Below are 23,560 nucleotides of genomic sequence, written 5' to 3' on the forward strand. Positions count from 1 at the left end.
ATGATTACCCGGCACCAGGAGGCATGGAGGTTGTACGTTTTGCGGCCGTTTAGTTGGTTCGGGATTTTGGCATTGTTCGGTTCGATCGCGGCGCCGGGTGCCGCGATCGCTGCTGCGCAGCAAGATCTCTCACTGACCAGCGTGGCTCGCGTAGCGCATCTCGACTACGCGTGGCTCGCCGCGGACGAAGCCGTACAATTAAGCGGTCCCGACATCGTGCTGGTTATTCGCCCCGGCAATAATCTGTACGACGTCAACGATCGGGTCGAGACGACCTCGATCGCCCCGCGCTATGCGTCCAACGACATCTACGTGTCGCCGCAGCTCGCCGCTCGCATCGAAACCCTGGGGCGGCAAGCCTGGCGCACGTACGCAAACGCACGATCCACACAAGCGTGGAAATCGCAAGATGTCGCGAGCTACAACGAGCTTCGCGGAACCATCGTGATGAATGTGACCCAGCTCAAGGGCGCCGAGGCGCTCATGATCACTGGGCAGGCGCCGCCCTCGGCGCCGATTCGGATCACGCTGCTCGCAACGCTCTCCTCGGATTTGCCCAACGTGCTTATAGGAAGGCACGACATCAACTCTGCGTCGGACGGCACGTTCCAAGCGATCGTTCCGATCGGTCCGGACTACATTCAGCAAACCTTCTTGCACGTAACGGCCACTTCGGGGCCGGGCGTGACGCCCGCAAGCGCCCAGATCCTGGTCGACGCACCTAATGCCGGAGTCAAAGTCCCTTGGGAACAGATTCCCGGCGGCATCTGGTAATCACACTCCCCTTCACGCACTACTTAAGGAGAAACACATGATCAAGTCGTTCAAGTCTATGATCCGCGATGAAGAAGGCGCCACAATGGTCGAATACGGCCTGCTCGTTGCCTTCATTGCTCTCGTTGCCCTCGTCGGCGTCAAGGTGCTCGGCTCGAGCCTGAGCGCAATGTTCAGCGCCGTCGCAACGTCGGTCTAACCCACCAAACCCGGAGCGTGGACGCCGAGCTCGCGACGCGTCCGCGCTCTTTCTTTTATACAGAAGCTCACATGAACGTTCCCGAAAAGCTCCGCAGTTGATACCGATATGGTTGGCGGTTGCGTGGTGTGCCGTCGCCAGCTACGGCGACGTTCGAACGCGTCGCATTCCGAACTGGCTCACCGGATCGCTGGCGCTCGCGGCGCTGGCGATTCACTCGTTTTACGGCCTTCGCGCCGCGCTCATCAGTTTGCTGGTGATGGCCGTTCTCACGGCCGCTGGCACGCTGGTCTATTCGCGCGGCGGTATCGGCGGCGGCGATATCAAACTCGCCATCGCGGCATCGGGTATGCTCAGCTATCCGCTATGTCTGCCGTTCTTGTTGTATTCGGCGATTGGTGGCGGGGTGTTGGCGGTCGGCTTCTTGATCATGCGTCGGCCGTCGCGCGCGAGCGCCTCCGGCAAGCGCGAAACCCTTCCCTACGCGGTCGCATTCGTTTTTGGGGCGCTACTCGTGGCACTCTCGCAGACCTACGCTCCCTTTTTAAGGATAACGATTTAACATGAACGTTCGCCGCACGACGTTGCTAATCGCCATCGTTCTCGCGGTGGGGACCGGTTGGCTCACGCTCACGTATTTGTCATCATTGCGCCCTGCCAACAGCGAACCGCGCCAGGTGGTCGTAGCGACCCAAGATATCGCAGCGCGCGAACGCATCACGCCGCAAATGTTCCACGTCGAAACGCGCGACGCGAAAACGCTGCAGCCCGACGCAATCTCCGATCCGAGCCGTATGGCCGGCGCGCTGGCTCTGATCACGATTCCCGCCGGTTCGCAAATTACTGCGTCTGACGTCGGCACCAACGTCGAGTCGGCCCTACCTGTGCGGTTGCGCCCGGGTATGCGCGCAGTCAGTATCCCGGTCGATCACGTTAAGGGTGTTTCCGGACTGATTCAGCCCGGCGACCGAGTCGATGTGATTGCCGTCCCGCCGAAGGACGGCGACTCACCCGGTAAAGCTGTGACGATTATGCGCGGCATTCGCGTGCTGGCGGTAGGTTCGACGCTGGAATATGCCTCGGCAACGCCGTCACCGCAAGATCAAGGAGCACCGACCGTCACGCTCGAGGTGAATCCGAAGCAGGCCGATCTTCTAACATGGGCCGACTCCGACGCGACGATCCGCTTGGCATTGCGCTCTCCACTTGAGCCGATCCGCTCGGAGCCGGTCGAAGCGCTGGTTATCAATAGCGGCGACAGCGCACCGGCGATGTTGCCGCCGCCTGGCCCTGTCGCTCCGTTGACTGCTCCGGTAGCCGTTGCACCGGTAGTGGCGAAGCCCGCTGCGAACCCCGTACAAGTGATCATCGGCGATAAGATCGTCGATCCGTCGAAGGCACAGTAACCGCGAATGCCTTCATGCATCGCGCTCTTCATCGGTTCGAAAGGCGGGGCCGGCGCGACCACGCTGTGCAAAGAGTTGACGGCTGCGCTCAAACCCGACGGCAACGTCGCACTTGTCGACGCCGATTTTAGTGGCCGACGCAGCGTCGCGTTGTTGCACGAACTCGTGACGAATCTCGATGCCGCGCGCAACATGTCGTCGATTTCGAGCGTCCGTAGCGATGGCGTGACGGTGGTCGAATTGGCACACCGTTACGACGCCGCGTTCGGATTGACCGAAGAGGATGTGCGATCGTTTCTCGACGGCATGAGCGGCTTCGATACCGTGTTGGTCGATGCGCCACAGCCGTTCGCAGCAGCGGTGCGTCCGTTTGTCGCGCGGGCCACGCGCTTTTTCGTCGTGCTGGAGCCGACGCTCCTGGGAACGGCCGGGGCGCAAGCTCTGATCGCCGACTTGCAACGCTTTGGAATTCCAGCCGACCGAATCGACGTTGTAACGAATGCGCGCAGCGAAATCGGTCTCGTACCGCGCTCCGAAATCGAAGGCGTGTTGGGCATCCATCTCGCGGGCGAGATCCCGATCTCGACCAGCCGGAATTACGGGCGCGCGATCGGGCAGCTCAAGCGATATATCGAATCGCTCGTGCCCGCGCAGCCGATTGGCTCTTTGCAGCCGTCGGTCGCAGCGATGGGTGGCGATACACCGAAGCGGCGGAGCACGTTCGTGAGCGGTAACGGAACTGCGCGCAAGAACGATGCGCTCGAAGAGGAACGCGATGCGTTTAAGCGCGACACTCACGAGGCGCTGCTGCGAGAGGTCGACCTCGTTTCGGCCAGCACCGCGCATACCGATGCCGCGAAGCTCGCGGAGTTACGGGCCAACGTTGAAAGCGTAACCGCACGACTCGTGGCGCAACACCAGTTCCGGGGTTCGGCCGAAGACCTTGCGCAGCTCCGACAAGAGATTGTGGACGAGGCGCTGGGGCTGGGGCCGCTCGAAGACTTGATCAAAGATCCCGACATCACGGAAATCATGGTCAACGGTGCGGACACGATCTACGTAGAGCGCAACGGCGTGATCGAGCCAACCACCAAGCGGTTTACCGACGACCGGCAACTCCGCCTGATTATCGAACGGATCGTAACGCCGCTCGGCCGGCGCATCGACGAATCCTCGCCGATGGTCGACGCGCGCCTGCCCGACGGCTCGCGTGTCAACGCGATTATCGAGCCGCTGGCAATCGACGGTTCGATCTTAACAATCCGCCGTTTCGGATTCCACCGTTTAACCGCGGAGGACTTAATCGCCAACAACTCGATCCCCGCGGAGGTCGTGGACTTCTTGCGAGCTGCGGTACAGGCGAGGTTGAACTGCGTGGTAGCCGGTGGAACGGGCTCCGGAAAAACGACCTTCCTCAATGTGCTCTCAAACTTCTTGCCGGATCGCGAGCGCATCGTAACGATCGAAGATGCGGCCGAGTTATTGCTGAATCAGTCGCACGTGGTTCGACTCGAATCGCGGCCTCCCAATGTCGAAGGGAAAGGCCAGGTCCATATACGGGATCTGTTCCGCAACGCGTTGCGCATGCGGCCCGACCGCATAATCATCGGTGAGTGCCGCGGCTCCGAAGCGCTCGACATGTTGCAGGCAATGAACACCGGCCACGACGGTTCGCTCACGACGATCCACGCCAACAGCCCGCGCGATGCATTGTCGCGTATCGAAACGATGGTTTTGATGGGCGGGTTCGACTTGCCGGTTCGAGCGATTCGCGAACAAATCGCCAGCGCGATCGACCTCGTCGTACAGATTTCGCGTATGCGCGACGGCAGCCGCAAACTCGTCGCGGTCAGTGAAGTCGTCGGGATGGAAGGCGAAGTCGTGACGATGCAAGAGATCGTTCGTTACTCCCAGCACGGCGTCGATGCCGATGGTAAAGTGATCGGCGAGTTTGCCTACACTGGCGTGCAGCCGAACTGCTTGAAGAAGTTCGAAGAATACGGCGTACCGTACGATGCTAACCCGCTCAACAAGCTCGCGTTGCTGCACTCGTTATGGTGACATCGCTCGCGCCGCTAGCGATTTTCGCCGGCGTCGCCGCCACCGTCGTTCTCGTGTTCTTTTCGATTTGGGGCTCGTTCAACCGGCGCGCGACAGCAAAGGTCCGAGGCTTATCGGACAGACTCGACCGGGCCGGCATCCGCATGAGCGCCCAGGACATCGTGCTCACGATTGCTGGTTGTGTCGTGGTCGTGTGGATTGCGATTCTGATTCTGTTGCACCCCTCTTTGTTGATGTCGCTGATTCTAGGGCCGGTACTTGCTGCCGCCGGCGCGCTCTTTTTTTACACCTACTTAGATTTTCGGATGAAGCGTCGGCTCAACGCGTTTATCGAACAGCTTGAGTTAGCGTTGCGCTTGATCGCGGGCGGTATCCGAGTTGGACTTGGACTGCGTCAGGCTTTGACGATGGTAATCGACGAACTGCCCGACCCCTCTAAGCACGAATTCCGCCGCGTCATCGGACAGACGAATCTTGGAATCAGCGTCTACGACGCGATCGACGATATGGCCGAGCGTATGCCGAGCAACGAAACGCTGATGCTTGCGCGCGTCTTCCGCGTCCAATCTCAGACGGGCGGCGACCTCTCGCACATTCTGGATCAACTCGCCGGTACGATCAAAGACCGGCGCCAAATTCAGCGTAAAGTTTCAACCTTGACTGCTGAAGGTCGCATGAGTGCTTGGGTGCTGACGGCCATTCCGCTCTGTTTAGGACTGTTCATCATCGTAACGCAGCAAGATATGGGCAGCGCCCTTCTTTTTACCAACATGGGGCACATCGTGATAGGGATCGTGCTGGTGCTCGAGTTGCTTGGCTACTTGTGGGTTCGACAGCTGCTCAAGGTGAACGCATGAGTGTACTACCACTGCAGATTATCATCGCCATTCTCTTTGCTGCGCTGGCCTTTCTCCTGGCGATCTCGCTCATCCCATCGAAGAGTGTGCTGTCCGAGCAGCTCGATGCGCTCAAGGCGCGCGAGCCGATCACCGGCGACGGAAAGAAACTCGGTTTTCTCGAGCGCATGTTCGGTGGCGACCGCCGTGCTTGGCTGCGCCAGCAACTGATCGAGGCGGGTTGGTATACCGACACGCCTGCAAAATTTCTGTTACGCGTCGCTGCCGGCGCCTGCTTCGGAACGATAGCGGCGCTAGTCTTGTGGCAATTTGTAGGATTGGCGGCAGTGTGGGCGTTGATCGTCGCGGCGCTGCTGGTGCTCGCCGGTGCGTATCTGCCATTTATCGTTCTCAATCGAGCGTCGGAAGCGCGCAAGGGCGCAATTCAAAAAACGCTTCCCGAGTTTCTCGACATGGTCGCAGCGACGGTTCAAGCCGGCCTCGCGCTCAACGCCGCCCTCGCATACGCCGTCGATGCCGCGCCCGGCCCGCTGGGCGAAGAGATCCGCGAAGCCCTCTCTGAAATTCGCCTGGGTCGCCCGCGCGCCGACGCGTTGCGAGCGGTCGGCGATCGAACGAATCAGCCGGACTTACGCAATGCGCTGCGCGTCGTAACTCAGGCCGAGCGTATGGGCGCGAACGTCGCTAAGCTGTTGAACGATCTCGCCGACGAGGCTCGCAATCGGCGCCTCATGCTCGTCGAAGAGATGGCGGGTAAACTTCCGGTAAAAATGACGCTTCCAATGATTGTGTTCATGATACCGTCGATCTTCGTTATTATTTTTGGTACCGTCGCAGCTAACTATTTCGCACCAAAATGATTCTAGCGGCCTCGGTGTGCGCGGTGTTCTTCGCGTGCGTCGCGTTGGTTGGAGCGGAACTCAGCCGGTTATACTGCGGGCGGATCCAGCCGTTTGCCGACGGACCCCGGCCGGGTCGAGTCCCTGTCGTCGTGCTTGCCGCCGCCGCCGCCGTTATCGGCGGATTGCTCGCTTTCTGGAAGGTGCCGCCGTTACAAATCGCGTTAGCGGCGATCGTCGTATTCGCACTCGTCGCATGCTGGTGCAGCGACGCACTGTGCGGTATCGTTCCCGATATCTTCACGCTAGGGCCCTTAGCCGTACTATTGTTGTTTGCGTTGTCGCAACGAAACTGGGAAGTATGGCTGTCCGCTGCGATCCCGTTCGCGTTCTTCGCGGGCGCGGCACTGTTCACGCGGGGTAAAGGCATGGGTTGGGGCGATGCGAAATTGGTCGCGCTGACAGGAGCTGCCCTGGGCGCTCCGCTCGCTCTCGTGGCACTTCCGATCGCATGTATTGCAGCCGTCGTTGCACAGCGCCTCGTCAAAGAAAAAGGGACCCCGATGGCGTTCGCGCCATATATCGCCGCGTTGACCGGGATCGCGTTGCCGCTCGGCATAATTCGGTGATAGCTGTGGCTCGCTTGCGTAATGTTACCCTCGATCGTGTCGTTGCAGAGCGCGTCGAACGCGCGCGTTCGGTGTGGGAGCGAATGATCGGACTGCTGTCGTATCGCAGCGTCGCCCCCGATCTTGGCCTGTGGTTCGATCGCTGTTCGTCGATTCACACGCTCGGCATGCGGGCTACGATCGATGTCATCTTTCTCGATGTGAACTCTCGGGTTATCGACATTCGGACCGGGGTTCGTCCGAATCAACTGCTGGTGTGGAACTTTCGAGCGAAGTCGCTGATCGAACTCGGTTCCGCTCCACTCGAACGGCTCGACCTGCGCATTGGCGACCGGCTGGAGCTGGAAAGCTGATGCACCGCCAGGACTTCGTATTCGCGTTGACCGCGGCCGCGTTGGCAGGTATGTCACCCGCCGCCGTTCGAGCGGCGACTCCGCCATCGACAAAGCGCGTTCTTTGGCTGCGGCGCGAGGGGGACTCTTCCGATGTTTCCGCGCCATTTAGCATCGACGGCCGCAGCGTGTATGAGCCGGGTTACCGAGAGATTTGCTGGTTAATGCGCGACCGAAGCGTTGCTTCATCGCAGGGTTACGTGCGATTCGATATCGTCGAGATCGAAACGCTGTGGGAAGTGCAGCAGACGCTAGCATTGATGGGCATCCATCAGCCCTTGATTATCACAAGCGGCTTCCGCACGGCGCAGACCAACGCCGCCACCGAAGGCTCTGCACGAAACAGCATGCACCTGTATGCGAAAGCAGCAGATTTTTACGTGAACGGTATTTCCACGCGAGAACTTTTCAACGCGTGCTGGTCGCGCCCGAGTTCGGGAGGGATGGGCTACTACAGCAGCCACGTTCACCTCGATTCGGGAACGCGCCGGTGGTGGGTTGGCGAAATACCACTGCCGCGGTTCACCGCCTGACGCGTGAAGGCCACCCTCAGTCGGCTCGACTTTAAGTCGAACGCTATCGGCTTTTTGCGGCTTTTCTTAGCAGTAATCGTCGTGTGGTCGCACGGGAAAGCTCTGACTGGTCAAGAGCCGATTATGGCCTACAGCCACGACACATTCAGTGCAGCCTTCCTTGCCGTTTCCTGCTTCTTCGTTCTGAGCGGCTTCCTGATAACCCGAAGCGGCGAGTCGTTAAACCGTCCGGCGCGCTTCATGTGGCACCGCGTCCTCCGAATCTATCCAGGCTTTTGGGTCTGTCTACTCGTCACCGCCTTCTTGTTCGCACCGATCATGTACTTCATTCAATCAGGGACGCTGCATGGGTATCTGTTAAGTCCCGACGGGCCGCTATCGTACGTTTACAAAAACGCGCCGGCCTTCGGCGGACAGACCGACATCAAGAATCTGATAACGAGTGGCCCGTTCCCTGGCCAGATCGACATGTCCCTTTGGACGCTGCCCTGGGAAACAGCTTGCTACATCCTCGTTGCATTATTTGGTCTCTTTGCGGTCCACCGTTCGCCGCGCTCCGTTCCGATTGTGACAGTCGCTCTGATCCTCGCAATGTTCGCAATGGAAACTGTGATGCGCCACGCACCGATTTTTCAGTTCGTATATCCGCTGTACCTCTTCATCGTCTTTGGCCTTGGCTCGTCGGCGTATCTCTTTCGCTCGCGCATTCCGACGCGTTGGCCGCTCGCCCTGGCTGCGACGATCGTTGTGTTTGTTGCGTTGCCGACACCCTTTTGCAGAACGGTCGTTCCCATTCCGATGGCGTACTTGACCCTATACGCCGCGATGAGAGTACCGATTCGGAGCTTCGACCGGCGCGTCGACTTATCGTACGGCCTTTACATCTACTCGGTGCCCATCCAGTACGTGCTGGTCATGCTTGGCGCACAGCGATTCGGGTCTGCGCTCTACTTCCTTTGCACGATGGCAGTTGCTCTCGCGTTCGCAGCAGCGAGTTGGTTCGTCATTGAGAAGCCGGCGTTGAGCCTCAGGACGTTACCGCTTCCGAACTGGCTTTCCCGACGAGGAAACGCCGGCATAGCGTTATAGCGACGCCGACAACCAAAATCAAGCCAAGCCATGAGGGTGCGCGCAAGAGCCACGTTGCGGCGCGATTCGTTACATTGCCAAGTACAAAATTTCTCCAAGACGCCTCCGCCAGTTTTGGGTCGATGAAAGCGTGCGTCTGAACGAGTTGGGGGATAACGTGTGGCGCCGGCGCTGACGCAAAGACGAAGAGAACTGCGATTATCGCCGCCGCCGCGACTCCTCCACTCGCCCAAGCAACGCGCTCGCGGTTCCAAAGTTGGTGAATCAGATATGCGACGGGAAGAATAGGGACGATGAAGAGCGCCATGGACGACGCAAGCATCCAGGGCACCGTCAACAGAAGTACGGCTGCAATCGAAAGTGTTCGAAGCTCGTTTGTTCGGCTGAATAGGAGAAGGGCCGCGGCAACGGCCGCCGCTATCGCCTCGGTATGAACGAACGATCCGCCAAGAAGGGCGAACGCTGTCGGGATCACGATGGCAAATGCTGGATCTCGATAACGCCGCCGCAGTATTAACCCGACGATTACCCCCACGAAGGTCATCAGCAGATACGAGGCCGCGCCAAGCATCGCTGAGGCCTTCTCGGCGAGGCCGAACGCAGCAACAACCGTCGACAGACTGTACTGGTTATCTCGCGAGACTTCGGACAACGCGTGTGCCGGCACGACCGTGCCTAGGTACTCGAAGTTCAGCGGGATTCCGGCCGCCAACATCGACAGCGCTCCCAGGAGCGCGGCGCCCACGATCAGCGAAACGCGAGCAGATTTGGTGGAGACGAACAATCCGATAGCAGCAGGTAGCGCGACGTTTGGCTCGACCATCGCGATTGCAACGCACGCTGAAGCCGCCAGCGCCCGGCCACGTTGTAGAAAGAATGCGCCAAACGTTATCGCCGTAGCCGCGATGGGCATCGCATTTCCACCGGGAAAACATGTAAGTCCCAATGATAGCGCAAATGCTGCCCAGCCTATGGAGAACGGTCGACCGATGAGTTTTGAAAGCGCCCACGCCCCCGCTGTGATGCACGCAGCGAGCAGCGACCACCATAACGCCGCCGCGATCGGAAACGGAAGAAACGTCAATGGCGCCAGAAGCGCCAACGCATACGGTGGATAGGGCGCGGGCACGGTAACTCGATCCGGCGCGCGGTAGAACGGGAGCGGAGTCATGCTCTCGCACGTATGCAGCGGCTCGACCAGATACGGATCGAAGCGTTCACGTTGTGCGAGCGCCGCACAATAGTAGGCTCGAAAGTCGATCATCATCCAGCCGCTATGGCGATCGGCTAAGGTTTGCGCACCGATAGGCAGTAACGTGCAGATAACCGCGATTAGTGCAGCCACTCGAGCGCGCATCAAGCGGTGTCTGGCGAAGCACGAGCCGAAAGATGCTGGCGGCGTCGCGTGCGTTGCGCCTCCTGCGCTAGTATCGATAAGAGCAGTATCAGCCCGCCCCATGTCGGGATGCGCACGATCCAAGCGACGGCATCATGCCGCGCCGTGGTCTGCGTAAACTCGCCCCAACTCGACTCGGCTAACCGCTTATCGATCGATATCGCTGTAGTGTGCAACCCTTGGAACGGGCCCCGGCCCAATGCAATGACGGATAGTGCAATCGATGCCGCAACGATCGCGGCGATAATCGTCGCGCGTAGATCTTGCCAATAGCACCAAGCCAGAAATCCAACGGGGATTACGGGCGCCGCAATAAATGCCGGAGAGGCCGACCATCCCCACGGGACGCTCAGTGCTAGTAGGGCGATCACACACGCCGTCTTCGCTCGAGTTGTTGCGTAGCCGGCGAGCAGCATGGCCGCCGGTAACGCCGCCGCGATCTGTGTCGCGTGTATAAATGTACCGCCTAGCACAGCGAACGCCGGCGGAACGCATACGAGAAATGCGCGGTTGCTCGTTCGGTCGGCTAGACGATGGCCTACGACGAGGCCGATGCCGATCATGGCAACGTACCAAATCGAACCGGCCTCAATCGCGAGCCGAAGCGGAGTTCCAAGCGATACCAGAAACTCCGTCAGGCTGTACTGTGTGTCTCGGAAGATCTCAGAAAGTACGTGCGCGGGCAGTACGCTTGTAAAATAATCCATGTTCGTCCGAAGGCCGAGAGCCACAATAGATACTGCTGCGAGCAAACCGGCGAGACTCACAAGTATGAGTCGAGCTCGGGGCAGCCACAGGAACACCGCTAGTGCGGCCGGCAGACCGAGATGCGGTTCGATGAGCGATCCCGCGGCCGCAATCGCTGCGCCATTCCAGTTCCCAACCCAGACGAAATATGCAGACAGGCAGATGCACGCGATGCAAATCGGAACGACTTCGCCAAATCCCACTGAGAGCACGCCCACGGACAGTGAGAATGCGGCAAGCGCTACTTGCCACGGCACGCCCGCGAAGCGCGCAACGGTGACAACTGCAACAATGCAAGCGAGAAGCGAGATTATTACCCAGATGACCGCTGCCATCTGGAAACTAAGGAACGTGAGCGGTATCACGCCGGCCAATACGTATCCCGGCAACGGCGCGGGTATCGTGACGCCTGGGTAGTGCTTGAAGAACTCCATGGATCCGCCGGCGTTCACTTCGCACGTGCGAAGCGGCTCGGTAAGATACGGATTATGATGTTCGGCGGTTACTTTTGCGGCGCAGTAAAACGCCCGAAAATCGCCGACCGAAAAACCGGTGCGACTGACGACCCAGAACTGGGTTCCCAGCGCGACCAGCGATACGGCCACGATGACCGCGCTGAGCCACGCGTTGCGCATTCTATCCGACTGCGAAGCGGTTTCTAGCAGCAAATGCTGCGCGAACGGCGATGCTCGGTTTGCTCTCGACCAGTCGTTCGGAAATAATCTGATAGCGAGCTTGCAGCGCTTCGGCCTGCTCGGCGGCCCACGACTCCTGACGATCGCCGATCAGCAGATCGCCGCGATACAGTTCGCTCGCGCGTCCATAGTATTGATAGGCGACTCGCACGTCTCCGCGTTCGTACTCTTCGTCGCCATCGTTCGCAAAATCGCTGAAGTTGCGAACGTCGACCACGACGTTGGCCGGGTCGATCGCGACGTCGCCGTTTGCGAGGAAGTACGAATCGACGGTGTTAAAGCCGACGATGTTCCCGATCGCCTTGCGAATGTTCGAACACGCGGTGCGCAAGCATTGCGATACCAACTGTTTTTCGCCGCCTGGCCAGAACACTTCGCCGAGTTCGGCGCGCGTGGCTCGTCCGTCGGGCTTGAGCGCGAGATACTTGAAGATCTGTTGGTCGCGCCGGCGGACCCACTTGATCTCACGCCCGTCGACCTCGGCGCGGAACCAGCCCAGCATCTGCACTTGCAGCGGGTGTAGCGACTCTTTGCGCACTTCCGTGAAGTGGTGCGACTCCACCCGAGCGAGCGGCCGCAACGGGCGGTACTCGTTGTCCTGGTGGATCACGAACAAGCCTTCGCGTTCTAAATGCTGCATGGGCTTCGAGGCATCGTCGTAGCGGTGGCCATGCATGAGTTTGCCGATGAACTCGGCATCGGCTTCGGACGCGTCCTCGAGCGAGGTCGCGATGAACTCGTTGAACAGGTGCCCGCGGCGCTTGCGCCAGTTCTCGTAGGCGCCGGAAAGGCTGCAGGCGTCCTCGGCGGCGCTGCGGAGCGCGCCGCTCACGACTTGCGGCCAGCCATCGGTCACGTCGATGAAGCGGGGGATGTCGCCATGGACGAACGTGACACCGCAGGCATCGGCCAGATGGGCGACTTCGGCGGCATCGAAGGCGAGCCGGTCGGAATCGCACAGGGTTGCCAGGCCGCGCGTCACCATGCGCCCAGAATCGAAGGCAGCGCGCGACCGGCAAGCGATCAGCAACGACACGCCTTCTGGAGCCTCGTTGATAATTTGGGAGATAGCTGCGACGCCGCCGGCTTCCGGCAGCCCCTCGCAGTCGAGGGCGAGTTCGAAGGGCGCGGCCTTGGCGAGAGCGCGCATCAGCTCACCGTGCGAGGAAAACGTTCCTCGCACTTGCATGGCTCGAGCGATGGCGGCCCAGACCCCAACGGCGCTCGTGCCGCTGGGCAGGCTACAGTAGATTCCCTTGGACGTCGAGTGGTGCAAGTAGCTCACCAGCGCCGTCGTCTTGCCGAAACCGGGCGGTGCGAGCAATAGGCGAACCGGAACGCTGCTAAAGCGTCCTAGCCACTCTTCCAACCGCGGGCGCCGGATCGTCGATGGCGCCAACCGTGGACCATGGGTAATCAAAGCTTCCTCATGGAGCTTGACATGCTAGCCCTCCTAGCCGGGTTAGTATATGGCCTTTCCCGTCCGCTTGCAAGAGGTACGGGCATCCAAGAACATGATAAGCGAAGTCCCCGACGCCTGGAATCCCCTGAATCTATCAATTTTGTGTTCGACTTGTGGCCCGCATGGACCAACGGGAAAAACACCCGGTGTGGCCTCACGAAGCCCTACAAGCCAGCCGCTAACGTGCTAGAAATGAAGCCGGAGACCCGGACGTCAGAGACGGACAAGGGAGCGGTTCGTGGTATGCTAGGCGGCAGTGGGGCTGCCGCTTCGAATCTCGCGGGATCGGATCGTGCTGTACGGCTCGGCGATTTTCATCGCCGGGTTGTATCAGCTCGTGGTACAGGTCGTCCGCGACCTTAACCGGTCGGACTGGTCGAGCATTTGGTCGGGGGGGGCCACGGTTGGTACGCCGGCCCTGATGGATCCGAAGCTTCACTGTGCGTTTCAGCAAGCGCATCACGTGTGGTGCGGAATTTGGGCCTATCCGCCGGCGGTCGCGCTATTCGTCTGGCCGGTCGCAAAACTGCCCATGCCCCTGAGCTATGCGATCGATCTGATCGTGATGTCTGCGTTCGCCGTTATCGCCGGCATCGTACTCGCGGATGCGTTCGACGTTCCGCGCTGGCTCGGCGTGTTCATGACGCTCGTATGGCCGCCCACTAAATACGCGATCGTGAGCGGGCAAAACGAAACGTTGGCGCTGTTGCTCATCGCTCTGGCGATCGCTGCCGCCAAGCACAACCGGCAACTCTTGGTCGGGCTCGCCGTCGGAGCGCTTCTCTTTAAGCCGACGGTCGGACTTCCGTTCGTCGTCTTGATCCTGCTGCGACGAGAATGGCGCGCACTTGCTGTCGTGATGGTGATCGCTGCCGTCTGGTATTTCACAGGAGTCATGGCCGCCGCGAATTCGTGGCATTGGCCAGCACAATATGCTGCCGACCTGCGCGGCTATTTTGCCGGTGACTTTTTTTCTAATGCCTCAAAGAGCGCGAGTTTGCCGGACGTTCTCATGCAGGCCGGTTCTTCGCCCGTTATCGCGACCGTCGCAGGCATCGTACTCTTTATCTGCGCGGTTCCTCGATTGCTGCGCGTGCCGCTTTCAGCTGCTTTGGCGATCGTTTCCATCGTCGGAGTCGCGATCAGTTTGCACGCGTGGAACTACACGGTGACCGTCGGGCTACCGGCGGTCTTCTATGTTATGCGAGCCGTGAAGGAACCGATGCGAACGTGGATCGTAGCGGCGTCGTACGCGTTGTCTATTTTGTCGATCATCTTAATTCCGGGCTTCACGTCGTGGAATTTGGAGGCGGTCGTGGTGTTAGGTCTTACTGCGATCCTCATCACGGGCGCCTTCACCGAGCCGCGACCGGCGACGGCCCGGGTTTAGCGGCGGAGGCGCAGAACGCTCGACGGGTGTGCCGTAACATCAAGGACCTTCATAACTTCGCGCCGCCCGCCAACGAGGACGAAATTCAGGCGTCGGCCCGACAGTACGTGCGCAAGATCAGCGGCGCGACCCACCCCTCAAAGGGAAACGAAGCCGCGTTCGAGCGCGCCGTCGAGCAAGTGACGGAGGCGACGCGGATACTGCTGGCTAGCATCGTCACGGCGGCGCCGCCGCGCGATCGTGTCGTCGAAGCCGCCAAGGCGCGGGAGCGTTCCCTGCGCCGGTTCGGCGCCCCCGCTAAGGGTTAGGCGTTTTTGCCCTTTACCGCGGCGCATGTCGCCGTCTTCCCCGTTTTGCTGGTCATCTCGAAGTAGACCGACGGGTACTGCACCCTCGGGTGCGCCGGCGCTCGCGTGAAGAACAGGTTGTTCGTTTCGCCGGTCGTTCCGGTGTTCGCGGGGCACGTCGGCCTGGCGTTCACGCCCGTATCGCCTTGAATGTTGACTGCGATCTTCGAGCCGGAGTTAAAGTTCGCGATGTCGCCACCAGCGTTGCCGATGATGTTGAACTCCGAACCCTGCCAATGCTGCGACAGATCGGTGATGCCGTCGCTCTGCACGTTCTTCATGCCATATTCGGTATTGTCCACCGACATGTACACGCTGTCGCCGTCCGCCGCAGCCACACCGGTTTCTATGACGTTGCCGATATCGGTCACGTTGACATTCGGAATGTACACGCCGCCCGGGCTGTTCTGCACGCAGCCGAAACCGGTGTTCTGCCAACCTTGTCCCGGCGGGCAATTGCTGAATCCGGATTCGGTCGTCGGCACGAGCCAATCTTGAATGAACAGGCCGCCTTCGCTGTTGCCGGGCGGATTTTCATACACGAATTGCGACCAGCCGAGGCAGTTCTGCAACGATCCGCACGCAGCGGTTGTGAAGAAATTCGAATTCAATTGCAGTGTATAGCTGTTGGTGCCTTGCGAGCCGCAGCAGCCTTGACTCGACACGGTCTTCACACCTTTGACGAGCGGAAACGAGCCGATCGACGTAGAGATAATGTTGGGCGTTACGTCGAGCGTGAAATCGCGACCGTCGCCGACTTGTTGGCCCAACTGCGGTTTATGACGCGGCGGATACCATAATTTCGGCGGAGTCTTACACTCGATCTGCTGCCACGTGGTCGACGGGAAGACCGCCTTAAAACATCCCGCGGCGGGCAGCTTCTCTTGCGCGAGAGCGGCGTGCCAGGCGCCTTTGGATGCGGCGATTTTCGGCACCGAAGTATTCGCGGCGCCCGTACCAGTCGCCGGTAATGATTGCGAGGTATTCGAACACGCTGAAAGTGCGACGGCCAAGACCGCCACCGAAGAGAGACGTAAAAAATTCATGCATCGAGCTTTCACGTGGACGAGCGAGCGACCTTGCCCTAGCCGAGCCGAGGGTAGGGACTGCTCCCCATGCCGCTATGCGTAGCGACCCGCTATGCTGAGCCGGTGCCGAGCTCCGACGCGCTCACGGTCGTATTGCTGGAGCGCATCCGGGGCCTGAACCGCACCGATCGCGTTGTGTTGATGCGCGCTTCGATCATCGGCCGTCGCTTTCGCGTTGCGGTGCTGCATGCGACCGTCGAACTTGCCGAGGAACGCGTACGAGCGGCGCTCGATAAGGCGTGCACGCTGGAGTTGGTCGAACCCGAACGCGCGGATGGCGAATGGTACGCGTTCCGTCATGCGTTGATTCGCGACGCGATGTACGAGCAATTCGTGAAGTCGCGCGTGCGGCACGCGCACCGCCGCATCGCGTTGGCAGTCGAACGTTATGCCGGTCAAGACGCGCTCGACGATCTGGCCTATCACTCGTGGGCCGGCGGCGATGCGACGCGCTGCATCCGCTATAACGAGTTGGCCGGCGACCGGGCGGTTGCGGTGTTCGCCTACGACCATGCCCGAACGTTGTACGGGCGCGCTCGGACCTTCGCGCCGCTGCGGTCGCTCGACTACGTGCGCCTGAGCGGTAAAATCGACGCGTTGCGCCAATCCGACTTGCAGTGATCGTCCGGCCCGTTCTTTGCAAGCCGTTCGTCGGCCGTCGTGCCGAACTCGCGTATCTGCGCGAGCGGCGGCTCGAAGCCGGCGCGTCGCGCGGCGGACTGGTGTTCGTGGCCGGCGACGCCGGCCTTGGTAAGACGCGGCTGATCTCGGAGTTCTGTCGGTCGCTGGCCTATTCGCGCTGGCGTATTACGTCGGGTCCGTGCAGAGAGTTCGGCGGACGTCCATACGGTCCGATTCTCGATGCGCTCGCAAACATCGATCCGTCTGCACGACTCGCACCGGCCGAATCGAAACGGCAGTATTTCGAGGCGGTGGTCGACCGGTTCGCGCAGTTCGCCGCGCGCAAAGCCTTGGTCGTGGTCATCGAAGACGTGCATTGGGCCGATGCGGCAACGCTCGATCTGCTGGCCTATTTCGGTTCGCGATTGCACAACATGCGCGTGCTGGTGCTGGCGTCGTTTCGTCCCGATGATTTGCACGCCGGCCATCCGGCCGCTGCCGGCATCGAAAACGTCGGCCGTTCGGCGCGCGCCGGACGCATCGATTTGGCACCGTTAGCCGGCCTGGAGCTGCGCACGTTCATCGACCAAGCGTTGTCGGGATTCACCTTGGGCGACGACGCGCGGCGATCGATCGCGCTGACGGGCGAAGGCAATCCATTTTTCACCGAAGAGCTGTTGAAAAACGCGGTGCAAGAAATCGCCGAACGTCGCGGCCGCGCGGGGGCCGGTTCGGCGCGCGTGCCGCACGGCGTGCGCTCGACGTTGCTCGAACGCTTGCGCCCGTTGGACGACGACGAGCGGCGCATCGTCACGCAGGCGGCGGCGATCGGTCGAACGTTTTCGCTCGAGCTGTTGGAGTCGGTGACCGACATCGCGTCCGAACGTCTGCTGCCGGCCTTGCGTCGGGCGCGCGATTTCCAGCTGATTGAGGAGCTGGAGCCGAGCGTTTTTCGCTTCCGGCATGGCTTGACGCGTGAAGCGATTTGCGGCGACTTTTTGGGCGCGGAACTGCGGCCGCTGCATCGCCGGATTGCCCTCTCCCTCGAAATGGCGGGCGAACGGACGGTCGAGGCGCTGGCGTATCATTGGTGGGCGGCCGGCGACGACGATCGCAGCGCGCATTACAACGTCTTGGCGGGCGATGCCGCACGCGCCGTCTACGCGCACGAGGACGCGATCGCGTTCTACCAGCGCGCGTTGGAGGCCAAGGATCTCGACGCGCTGACTCGCGGGTCCATTCTCGAGCAGATCGCCAACGTGCGATTGGTGTTGAGTATGGCCGAGGAGGGCTTGGCGACGTATAGCGCGGCCGCCGATGCGTATCGAGTCGCGGGAGCGTCGGAGCGCGAGGCGGTGTGTCGCGTGCGCGCGGCGATGACCGATTACACGATGCGCTTGAACGATACCAGCGCGCCGTTGGAACGTATGCTCGAACGGCTCGATGCATCGGACTATTTGCCTCGGGCGCGCCTGCATCTGGGAATTGCGTGGATTGCGGCTGCGCTGCGTTTTCCGACGCGCGCGAAAGCGCATCTCGCGCAGGTCGACGCGCGTGCCGAAACCGGCGCGACCGACGTCGCGGTGCGCTATCACAACGTCGCGGCCTGCGTGGCGACCGATCTGGCGGATCTCGATAGTTTTCGACGCGAGCACGTTGCCTGGCTGGAGGCCGCCCGGGTGCACGGTTCGGGCGCGATCGCCGGCGCGTACTATAACGGCGCAAAGTTCTTCGCATCCTTCGCGCTGCACGACGAAGCGCGCGAGAACATCCGACAGGCGCTGCACGCGGCGCACGAGTCGAAGAGCGTGCACGCAGAGGAGTGCGCGCATGCCACCGCGGCGTTGTGTTACGTGCTGAGCGGCGATTTGCAGGCGCTGCGTTCGGCGTTGGATGCCGTTCCGACCACGACCGATAATCGCGTGAATGTGACGTTCGCGCGCGCCGCCGGCACGGCGGCCGCGACGTATCTGGACGACGATGCCTTGATCGAAACGTGGTTCGACGGTTTCGACGACCCGCTCGAGTCGGTTACGGAGATCGAGTGCGGGTACGGCTTTGCAGAACTGCTGGTTCGGCGGGGACGCCAGGCCGACGCCCAAGCACTGCTGCACCGCGTGTTGCCCGATTGCGAGTTGGTGCGCGGACAAGTGATGACGCTGCTGTCGATCGCGCGACACGGCGCCAAGGCGGATCGCGCGCGTGCGCGCGAATACTTGGTTCGCGCGGCCGCGATGGGCGATTCTTTGGAGCGCCCGGCTCTTGCGTTCTTCGATGCGATTTGTTGTGCTGCGGTGGAACCCGGCCGCGCGCGATTGTTAGCGGCCGAGGCCGCCGAGGGTTTCCGCCGGTTGCGAACGCCGCTGCTCGAAGCCGACGCACGCGAAATCGCCGGCGACGTGGAAGGCGCGTTGTCGCTGTATCGCCGTTGTGGGGCGGCTTTTCACGTGCGGAGATTGGAACATCTCGCCAAGCCGGCCGTGGCGGATGGGGTCGAATTGACGGCGCTTTCATCGCGCGAACGTGAGATCGTCGCCCTCGCAGCCGGCGGACAGTCGAATTTGGAGATCGCGCGCAGCTTGTCGATCAGCCACAAGACGGTCGAAAAGCACCTGGGCGCCGCATTTCAGAAGCTTGGGGTGTCGTCGCGGCGCGAACTTCGCAACTATGTAAGGTAGGGTCGCCCACCCATACTCCAACGCGCACAGCTTCCGTAGGATGGACGAGTACGGCCCACGTTTCGTGGCGCCGGCAGTTGTGAAAGGAAGCTTCGTTCAGATGCGCGGCATACGACAGATCGCCACCGCGATCACGCTCCTCACTTTTCCGGCGCTGTTCGCGACCGGCTGCGCGTCGGGAGCCGCCGGAACGGCGTTCACCCCGCTCTCGCCGGCCTCGACCGCGTCGCGTTGGATCGACAACCGGCAAGTCGCGGTGCCCGATGCAACCAAGGCGGATTGGCTGCAGTTCGGCTACGACGCCGGACACAGCGGTTTCAACCCGCTCGAGAAGACGCTGAATTCGAGCAACCTCTCGAAGTTGGCGATCGCGTGGAACGACAAACAGATCATTCAACCGAACGGAATCGTGGCCGGCGATAGCGTGCTGTATGTCGATTCGATGGGTCAGAAAAACGAAGGTTTGTACGCCTTCGATTCCACGACCGGTAAGAAGAAGTGGTCCGCGGACGTTAAGCTCAACGGCGGTTGGGGAAGTTTCCAGCATGCCGTGTCCGCGATCGCGGGCAGCATGGTGGTGACGCCGTGCAGCAACGGTTCGACGACGAAATTTCTTACCGGCTATTGCGGTGTGAACGCGTCCACCGGCAAAATCGCGTGGAAAGCGTACTGCACGGAATATCAAGGTAACCCGTGTCCCGGTTTGGCGAACGGAGTCGACACGTCGCCGGCCTACGATAACAAATTGATTTTTGGGCAGATCACGCAAGGCGTCAACGAGCAACCCGACACGTTGGCCATCGATGCACAAACCGGCAAAACCCTGTGGGCCGTGGCAGGCCAGTATCACTGCCCCGACGCCGGTTTGACGAGCGAAAATCCGTTGCCGGTGTCGAGCGGCGTGGTGTTCGCCGTTCTCGGTTGCGGAGATGCACAGGGCAATACCGAAATCTGCGCGTTTGCCGAGTCTTCCGGCAAGACGGTCTGGTGCGATGAATCGCCGACACCCTATATCGAGGAAATGGTCGCGGACGCATCTCGGTTGTACGTGGTAGAACCCGGCGGCGGAAGCACGATGGTCGTGCAGGCGTTCGCGGTGAAATCCGGAGCGTCGGTATGGAAGTCGAATATACCCGCGCAGGGCGCTGCAGGCCTCGCCGTTGATACATCGCGCCTGTACGTCGAGGACGGTAGCGTGGGCGTGTACGCGCTGCAAGCCGGCAACGGTAAGCCGGTTTGGAGTAATACGACGAACGGCAATCTGTACGTCGGTGGCGCAATCGCGGTTGCGAACGGGTTGGTGTACACCAACGGCGGCGGCGGAAATAATGGCAATGTTGCGATCGCCGCGTTCGATTCCGCGAAAGGCAAACTGGTGTATTCGACACCGTCGATCAGCAACGGTTCGTCGCAAGCCTCGGGGGTTATCGTGAATGGCACGATATACACGGGATGTTACACGCTGTGCGCGTTTGCGATTCCGGCTAAGAAGGGCGCTAAGTAGCGCTCTTCTTCATATTATAAGAGGAATTAAGCAAGGTGGCGTTCTACGGGACGCTTACTAGCTCGTTCCCTCGGCGAGCAGAAAGGCTCTGATATGAAGCCCTGGATAGCTGTTGCATTTGGAAGCGCCGTCATGGCGATGGCGATCAGCGCGACCCCAATCGTGTCGGCCGCCGCACCCGCGCCGGCACCGACGCCGGTTCCGATGACCAAACCCGACTTTTCTTCGGTAATGTTCCTGGTCGGAACGTGGTCGTGCACGCAACCGTTGCGCGGTAAACCGCGCCCGGAAACCGACGTCTATTCAATGGCCATGGATGGTATGTGGATGATGCAGCAAACGACGGCACCACCCTTCGACCAGTATCGCACGTACACGATCAATGGCACGGGATATATCGGTTACGATCCTGTCGCGAAACTGTGGATACAAACCGGCGTCGATAATGGCGGCGGATACGGCATTCAAACCTCACCGGGCTGGCAGGCCAACATGATCACGTGGACTGGCAAGAATCCCGACGGTAGCAGCGCCACCGATGTGATCACCAAGGTCAGCGACACTGAAACCAGCGATGCAAACACTGCGACCGATCCCCAAGGAAACACCACGAGTCGAACGATTCGCTGCACAAAGAGCAGCTAAAAACGTCGTGGGGACGCAAAGAAGCCGGTGCAGAATCTGCGCCGGCTTCTTTGTTAGCGGCGTGCATCTCCGTGAGCGGCGATAGGGATTTTGGACTAAGTCTAGTCCACTCGTTCACAAATCGCTAATGGCCGTTTTGACTATTGACGAGCCTTTTTTCGATCTAGAATGAGCCAACGAAGTGTTCGACCGCTGCGATCGGGCCGCGCGTTCCCCGAAGAGTGAGTCCCTTGGACAATCTAGCCGCCTCATAGCGTAAATGTTGCGTTAAATTCCGTATTGTCGGGATGTGAACTACTTAGCTAAGTCTAGTTCGAATTCCATACGGTTCGGAAAGAACACGCACGAGCAGGTAGCTCTGCTCACGTGAGCAAGGATCGTGCCAGCGGACGCCGCACAAAGCGGTCCGCTCGCAAGAAAGGGATGTGTGTTTCCATGACTAGCAAATTTTCGCACGCCGTCGTCGTCGGCGTCTCAGCAGCCGCGCTCGCGGGTTGCTCGATGAATAGCGCTTCGCCGCAACAGCCGGCCGCCGCCCAATCGATGACGGCCGGCGTGCGAACGCTCAATACTCAGTCCTATCCGCTCGGTGCGTACGGCTCGCGAGGGTCGAACATCTCGCTGCGCGGCCAGGATGTCGTACGCGGTAACGGCCCGCGTTATGCTGTGAAGAAGGGCGCGAAGCTCGTCTACGTTTCGAACCTCGGCAACGGCGCGATCGACGTGTACGACCAGAAGGGCAAAACCCAACAACCGATCGCGACGATTACCGACGGTATTTTAGGACCCGGCGGCTTGACGACCGATGACAAGGGTAATCTGTACGTCTCCGACGAGGGGCAAATCAGCGGCAAATGGACGGTAGAAGTGTACGCGCCGGGCGCGACATCGCCGACCAAGAGTTACACGACCGACCTGTCGTCACCGACCGACGCAGTGGTCGCCAAAGATGGAACGATCTACATCGCCAACTTCAACGGTTTCAGCAACGGCTGGGTGACGGTGTATCCCAAAGGCAACGTAAAGAAAGAGTATCGTCTTTCCGACTACCAAAGTGGTGCGCCGCTTTCGGTGGCGGTCGATAAGCAGCAAAATCTGTACGTCATGTACGATTACAACCAGAGCAGCGCGGTCAACGAATATGCGCCGGGTGCGAAAACCGGAACCAACCTGAACCTCGCGTTCGGCAGCGGCGGCGGCATTCAAGTCGACCCGGCCGGCAACATCATCATCGCACAACAACTCGATCCGTCCGAGTTCTTGGTCTTCCCGCCCGGAAAAACGCAGCCGTCGAAAGAGATCCCGACCCCCTCCGGTGGCGAGCCTTTCAACTTCGCGCTGAACTATAAAGCCAAACTACTGTTTGGCGCCGAGTATTTCAGCGTAAACCAGGTAGACCGCTTCACCTATCCTTCGTTCAAGGTTCAGTATATTCTCGCGAATGGGTTCAACAATCCGTCCGGGGTGGCTGCCGCTCCGTACGAGTTCTAGCGTTAACTCGGTTCCCAAAGCAGACGCATAGCGCGAGCAGCTCCTCGCAGCGCTTTGTCGCGCGTCATCAATGGCCGTTTTGCGCGTTCCGCCAATTCAAGATAGGCTGCGTCGTAAGCGCTCAAGCCGAAACGTTCGGCTAACGCAAAGCCAGAATTGAAGCTGAGGTTCGCTGCGGCGGAATCGACGATGAGATTCAGGCGATCGAGGTCACCGAGTCTTTCGTCAACGATGGCGCGCGTCATCCGCTTGCGGCGAAGCGCTTGGAGCAATGCGTTCTGCATCTCTAACCGGAACAGCGCCGGTACGAGTGCGCCGGAAGCCGCGACAACCTCGGCCATTGCGAGAGACAAATCGTCCCGCTCGTCTTCAAAAAACCACGTTAGCGCTGCTGAGGCATCGAGAACGGCCTGGCCGCTAATGGCGGCGTCCCTCTTCGACCAAAGACTTGGTTGGGATGCCCTTTAACTTCGCATGCGAGGAGAGAATGCGATCCATAGCGCCGCGCGCGTCGGCGTTGCGGGATGGCATGGGCACCATTTGAGCGACGGGCTCACCGTTTCGAGTAATAACAATCGTGTGACCGTTGCGCGCTTCGTCAACCAATGCCGAGAAATGTGTCTTTGCCTCGAAAATGCCGACGGTCTTCATGCAAGCCGATTATATCATGGGTTTGACTAGTTGACTAGATGACTAGATGACTAGATGTGGTCGTCG

The 23,560-nt window shown here is 60.3% G+C and carries 24 protein-coding genes; 18 read left to right on the forward strand and 6 right to left on the reverse strand.

Going from position 1 to position 23,560, the window contains the following annotated elements; translation table 11 throughout:
* The first annotated feature begins 30 nt into the window (after positions 1–30).
* From VGF98_13895 to VGF98_13945, 11 genes are all read left to right on the forward strand, one after another.
* Complete coding sequence (locus VGF98_13895) at positions 31–774, forward strand: hypothetical protein (GenBank protein ID HEY1682733.1); 744 nt, start codon at positions 31–33, stop codon at positions 772–774.
* A 37-nt stretch (positions 775–811) separates the two neighbouring features.
* Positions 812–973: a Flp family type IVb pilin gene (locus tag VGF98_13900; protein HEY1682734.1), complete on the forward strand. Its 162-nt coding sequence runs from the start codon at positions 812–814 to the stop codon at positions 971–973.
* Positions 974–1,070: 97 nt separating this feature from the next.
* Positions 1,071–1,535, forward strand: coding sequence for a prepilin peptidase (locus tag VGF98_13905; protein ID HEY1682735.1), 465 nt, complete (start codon positions 1,071–1,073; stop codon positions 1,533–1,535).
* Between the two features lies 1 nt (position 1,536).
* Positions 1,537–2,379 carry a Flp pilus assembly protein CpaB gene (gene cpaB / locus VGF98_13910; protein HEY1682736.1) on the forward strand — a complete coding sequence of 281 codons (843 nt, stop codon included), beginning with the start codon at positions 1,537–1,539 and terminating at the stop codon, positions 2,377–2,379.
* Between the two features lie 6 nt (positions 2,380–2,385).
* On the forward strand, positions 2,386–4,440 hold the full coding sequence (locus VGF98_13915; GenBank protein ID HEY1682737.1) for an ATPase, T2SS/T4P/T4SS family: 2,055 nt from the start codon (positions 2,386–2,388) through the stop codon (positions 4,438–4,440).
* The gene (locus VGF98_13920; GenBank protein HEY1682738.1) at positions 4,434–5,297 is read left to right on the forward strand and encodes a type II secretion system F family protein; all 864 of its coding nucleotides are present in this window, start codon (positions 4,434–4,436) and stop codon (positions 5,295–5,297) included. The genes VGF98_13915 and VGF98_13920 overlap by 7 nt, the downstream gene beginning before the upstream one ends.
* Entirely contained in the window at positions 5,294–6,157 is an 864-nt protein-coding gene (locus tag VGF98_13925; GenBank protein ID HEY1682739.1) for a type II secretion system F family protein, read from the forward strand. Before VGF98_13920 ends, VGF98_13925 begins: the two co-directional genes overlap by 4 nt.
* Complete coding sequence (locus VGF98_13930) at positions 6,154–6,765, forward strand: prepilin peptidase (GenBank protein ID HEY1682740.1); 612 nt, start codon at positions 6,154–6,156, stop codon at positions 6,763–6,765. The genes VGF98_13925 and VGF98_13930 overlap by 4 nt, the downstream gene beginning before the upstream one ends.
* Before the next feature lie 14 nt (positions 6,766–6,779).
* A complete protein-coding gene (locus tag VGF98_13935) occupies positions 6,780–7,118 on the forward strand; it encodes a DUF192 domain-containing protein (GenBank protein HEY1682741.1) in 339 nt (112 codons plus the stop codon).
* A 50-nt stretch (positions 7,119–7,168) separates the two neighbouring features.
* Positions 7,169–7,690 carry a D-Ala-D-Ala carboxypeptidase family metallohydrolase gene (locus tag VGF98_13940; GenBank protein ID HEY1682742.1) on the forward strand — a complete coding sequence of 174 codons (522 nt, stop codon included), beginning with the start codon at positions 7,169–7,171 and terminating at the stop codon, positions 7,688–7,690.
* A 3-nt stretch (positions 7,691–7,693) separates the two neighbouring features.
* Complete coding sequence (locus VGF98_13945) at positions 7,694–8,779, forward strand: acyltransferase (GenBank protein ID HEY1682743.1); 1,086 nt, start codon at positions 7,694–7,696, stop codon at positions 8,777–8,779.
* Here VGF98_13945 and VGF98_13950 read toward each other — a convergent pair.
* The 3 genes from VGF98_13950 to VGF98_13960 are packed head-to-tail and all read right to left on the reverse strand — an operon-like array spanning position 8,718 to position 13,037.
* Entirely contained in the window at positions 8,718–10,124 is a 1,407-nt protein-coding gene (locus VGF98_13950) for a glycosyltransferase family 87 protein (protein ID HEY1682744.1), read from the reverse strand. The genes VGF98_13945 and VGF98_13950 overlap by 62 nt on opposite strands.
* An 11-nt stretch (positions 10,125–10,135) precedes the next feature.
* Positions 10,136–11,557, reverse strand: coding sequence for a glycosyltransferase 87 family protein (locus VGF98_13955; protein ID HEY1682745.1), 1,422 nt, complete (start codon positions 11,555–11,557; stop codon positions 10,136–10,138).
* A 1-nt stretch (position 11,558) separates the two neighbouring features.
* Positions 11,559–13,037, reverse strand: a complete 1,479-nt coding sequence (locus VGF98_13960; GenBank protein ID HEY1682746.1) for a BTAD domain-containing putative transcriptional regulator — start codon at positions 13,035–13,037, stop codon at positions 11,559–11,561.
* 334 nt (positions 13,038–13,371) lie between these two features.
* On the opposite strand from VGF98_13960, the gene VGF98_13965 reads away from it, so the two are divergent.
* The gene (locus VGF98_13965; GenBank protein HEY1682747.1) at positions 13,372–14,469 is read left to right on the forward strand and encodes a glycosyltransferase family 87 protein; all 1,098 of its coding nucleotides are present in this window, start codon (positions 13,372–13,374) and stop codon (positions 14,467–14,469) included.
* Between the two features lie 26 nt (positions 14,470–14,495).
* On the forward strand, positions 14,496–14,777 hold the full coding sequence (locus VGF98_13970; protein ID HEY1682748.1) for a DUF2277 domain-containing protein: 282 nt from the start codon (positions 14,496–14,498) through the stop codon (positions 14,775–14,777).
* On the opposite strand, the gene VGF98_13975 is transcribed toward VGF98_13970, so the two are convergent.
* Positions 14,774–15,862: a hypothetical protein gene (locus VGF98_13975; protein ID HEY1682749.1), complete on the reverse strand. Its 1,089-nt coding sequence runs from the start codon at positions 15,860–15,862 to the stop codon at positions 14,774–14,776. The genes VGF98_13970 and VGF98_13975 overlap by 4 nt on opposite strands.
* 105 nt (positions 15,863–15,967) lie before the next feature.
* On the opposite strand from VGF98_13975, the gene VGF98_13980 reads away from it, so the two are divergent.
* The 5 genes from VGF98_13980 to VGF98_14000 all read left to right on the forward strand — a co-directional run bounded on the left by VGF98_13980 (position 15,968) and on the right by VGF98_14000 (position 22,843).
* Positions 15,968–16,525 (forward strand): hypothetical protein, encoded by a 558-nt coding sequence (locus VGF98_13980; GenBank protein ID HEY1682750.1) that lies wholly within the window; start codon positions 15,968–15,970, stop codon positions 16,523–16,525.
* Positions 16,522–19,203 (forward strand): AAA family ATPase, encoded by a 2,682-nt coding sequence (locus VGF98_13985; GenBank protein HEY1682751.1) that lies wholly within the window; start codon positions 16,522–16,524, stop codon positions 19,201–19,203. The genes VGF98_13980 and VGF98_13985 overlap by 4 nt, the downstream gene beginning before the upstream one ends.
* A gap of 100 nt (positions 19,204–19,303) precedes the next feature.
* A complete protein-coding gene (locus tag VGF98_13990) occupies positions 19,304–20,707 on the forward strand; it encodes a PQQ-binding-like beta-propeller repeat protein (GenBank protein ID HEY1682752.1) in 1,404 nt (467 codons plus the stop codon).
* Positions 20,708–20,800: 93 nt separating this feature from the next.
* The gene (locus VGF98_13995) at positions 20,801–21,352 is read left to right on the forward strand and encodes a hypothetical protein (GenBank protein ID HEY1682753.1); all 552 of its coding nucleotides are present in this window, start codon (positions 20,801–20,803) and stop codon (positions 21,350–21,352) included.
* 435 nt (positions 21,353–21,787) lie between these two features.
* Positions 21,788–22,843 (forward strand): hypothetical protein, encoded by a 1,056-nt coding sequence (locus VGF98_14000; GenBank protein HEY1682754.1) that lies wholly within the window; start codon positions 21,788–21,790, stop codon positions 22,841–22,843.
* Positions 22,844–22,845: 2 nt separating this feature from the next.
* Here the strand turns inward: VGF98_14000 and VGF98_14005 are convergent, their stop codons facing one another.
* Both VGF98_14005 and VGF98_14010 read right to left on the reverse strand, forming a co-directional pair.
* A complete protein-coding gene (locus tag VGF98_14005; protein ID HEY1682755.1) occupies positions 22,846–23,265 on the reverse strand; it encodes a type II toxin-antitoxin system VapC family toxin in 420 nt (139 codons plus the stop codon).
* A complete protein-coding gene (locus tag VGF98_14010) occupies positions 23,261–23,494 on the reverse strand; it encodes a type II toxin-antitoxin system prevent-host-death family antitoxin (GenBank protein ID HEY1682756.1) in 234 nt (77 codons plus the stop codon). The genes VGF98_14005 and VGF98_14010 overlap by 5 nt, the downstream gene beginning before the upstream one ends.
* Positions 23,495–23,560: the final 66 nt, after the last annotated feature.

This window comes from Candidatus Tumulicola sp. (genome assembly GCA_036490475.1).
GTDB lineage: Bacteria > Vulcanimicrobiota > Vulcanimicrobiia > Vulcanimicrobiales > Vulcanimicrobiaceae > Tumulicola.

Coding starts and splice junctions, on each gene's coding strand:
- VGF98_13930 (HEY1682740.1), top strand. CDS start 6,154: ATGATTCTAGCGGCCTCGGTGTGCGCGGTGTTCTTCGCGTGCGTCGCG.
- VGF98_13995 (HEY1682753.1), top strand. CDS start 20,801: ATGAAGCCCTGGATAGCTGTTGCATTTGGAAGCGCCGTCATGGCGATG.
- cpaB (HEY1682736.1), top strand. CDS start 1,537: ATGAACGTTCGCCGCACGACGTTGCTAATCGCCATCGTTCTCGCGGTG.
- VGF98_13920 (HEY1682738.1), top strand. CDS start 4,434: ATGGTGACATCGCTCGCGCCGCTAGCGATTTTCGCCGGCGTCGCCGCC.
- VGF98_13955 (HEY1682745.1), bottom strand. CDS start 11,557: ATGCGCAACGCGTGGCTCAGCGCGGTCATCGTGGCCGTATCGCTGGTC.
- VGF98_13940 (HEY1682742.1), top strand. CDS start 7,169: ATGTCACCCGCCGCCGTTCGAGCGGCGACTCCGCCATCGACAAAGCGC.
- VGF98_13990 (HEY1682752.1), top strand. CDS start 19,304: ATGCGCGGCATACGACAGATCGCCACCGCGATCACGCTCCTCACTTTT.
- VGF98_14000 (HEY1682754.1), top strand. CDS start 21,788: ATGACTAGCAAATTTTCGCACGCCGTCGTCGTCGGCGTCTCAGCAGCC.
- VGF98_13925 (HEY1682739.1), top strand. CDS start 5,294: ATGAGTGTACTACCACTGCAGATTATCATCGCCATTCTCTTTGCTGCG.
- VGF98_13915 (HEY1682737.1), top strand. CDS start 2,386: ATGCCTTCATGCATCGCGCTCTTCATCGGTTCGAAAGGCGGGGCCGGC.
- VGF98_14010 (HEY1682756.1), bottom strand. CDS start 23,494: ATGAAGACCGTCGGCATTTTCGAGGCAAAGACACATTTCTCGGCATTG.
- VGF98_13975 (HEY1682749.1), bottom strand. CDS start 15,862: ATGAATTTTTTACGTCTCTCTTCGGTGGCGGTCTTGGCCGTCGCACTT.
- VGF98_13900 (HEY1682734.1), top strand. CDS start 812: ATGATCAAGTCGTTCAAGTCTATGATCCGCGATGAAGAAGGCGCCACA.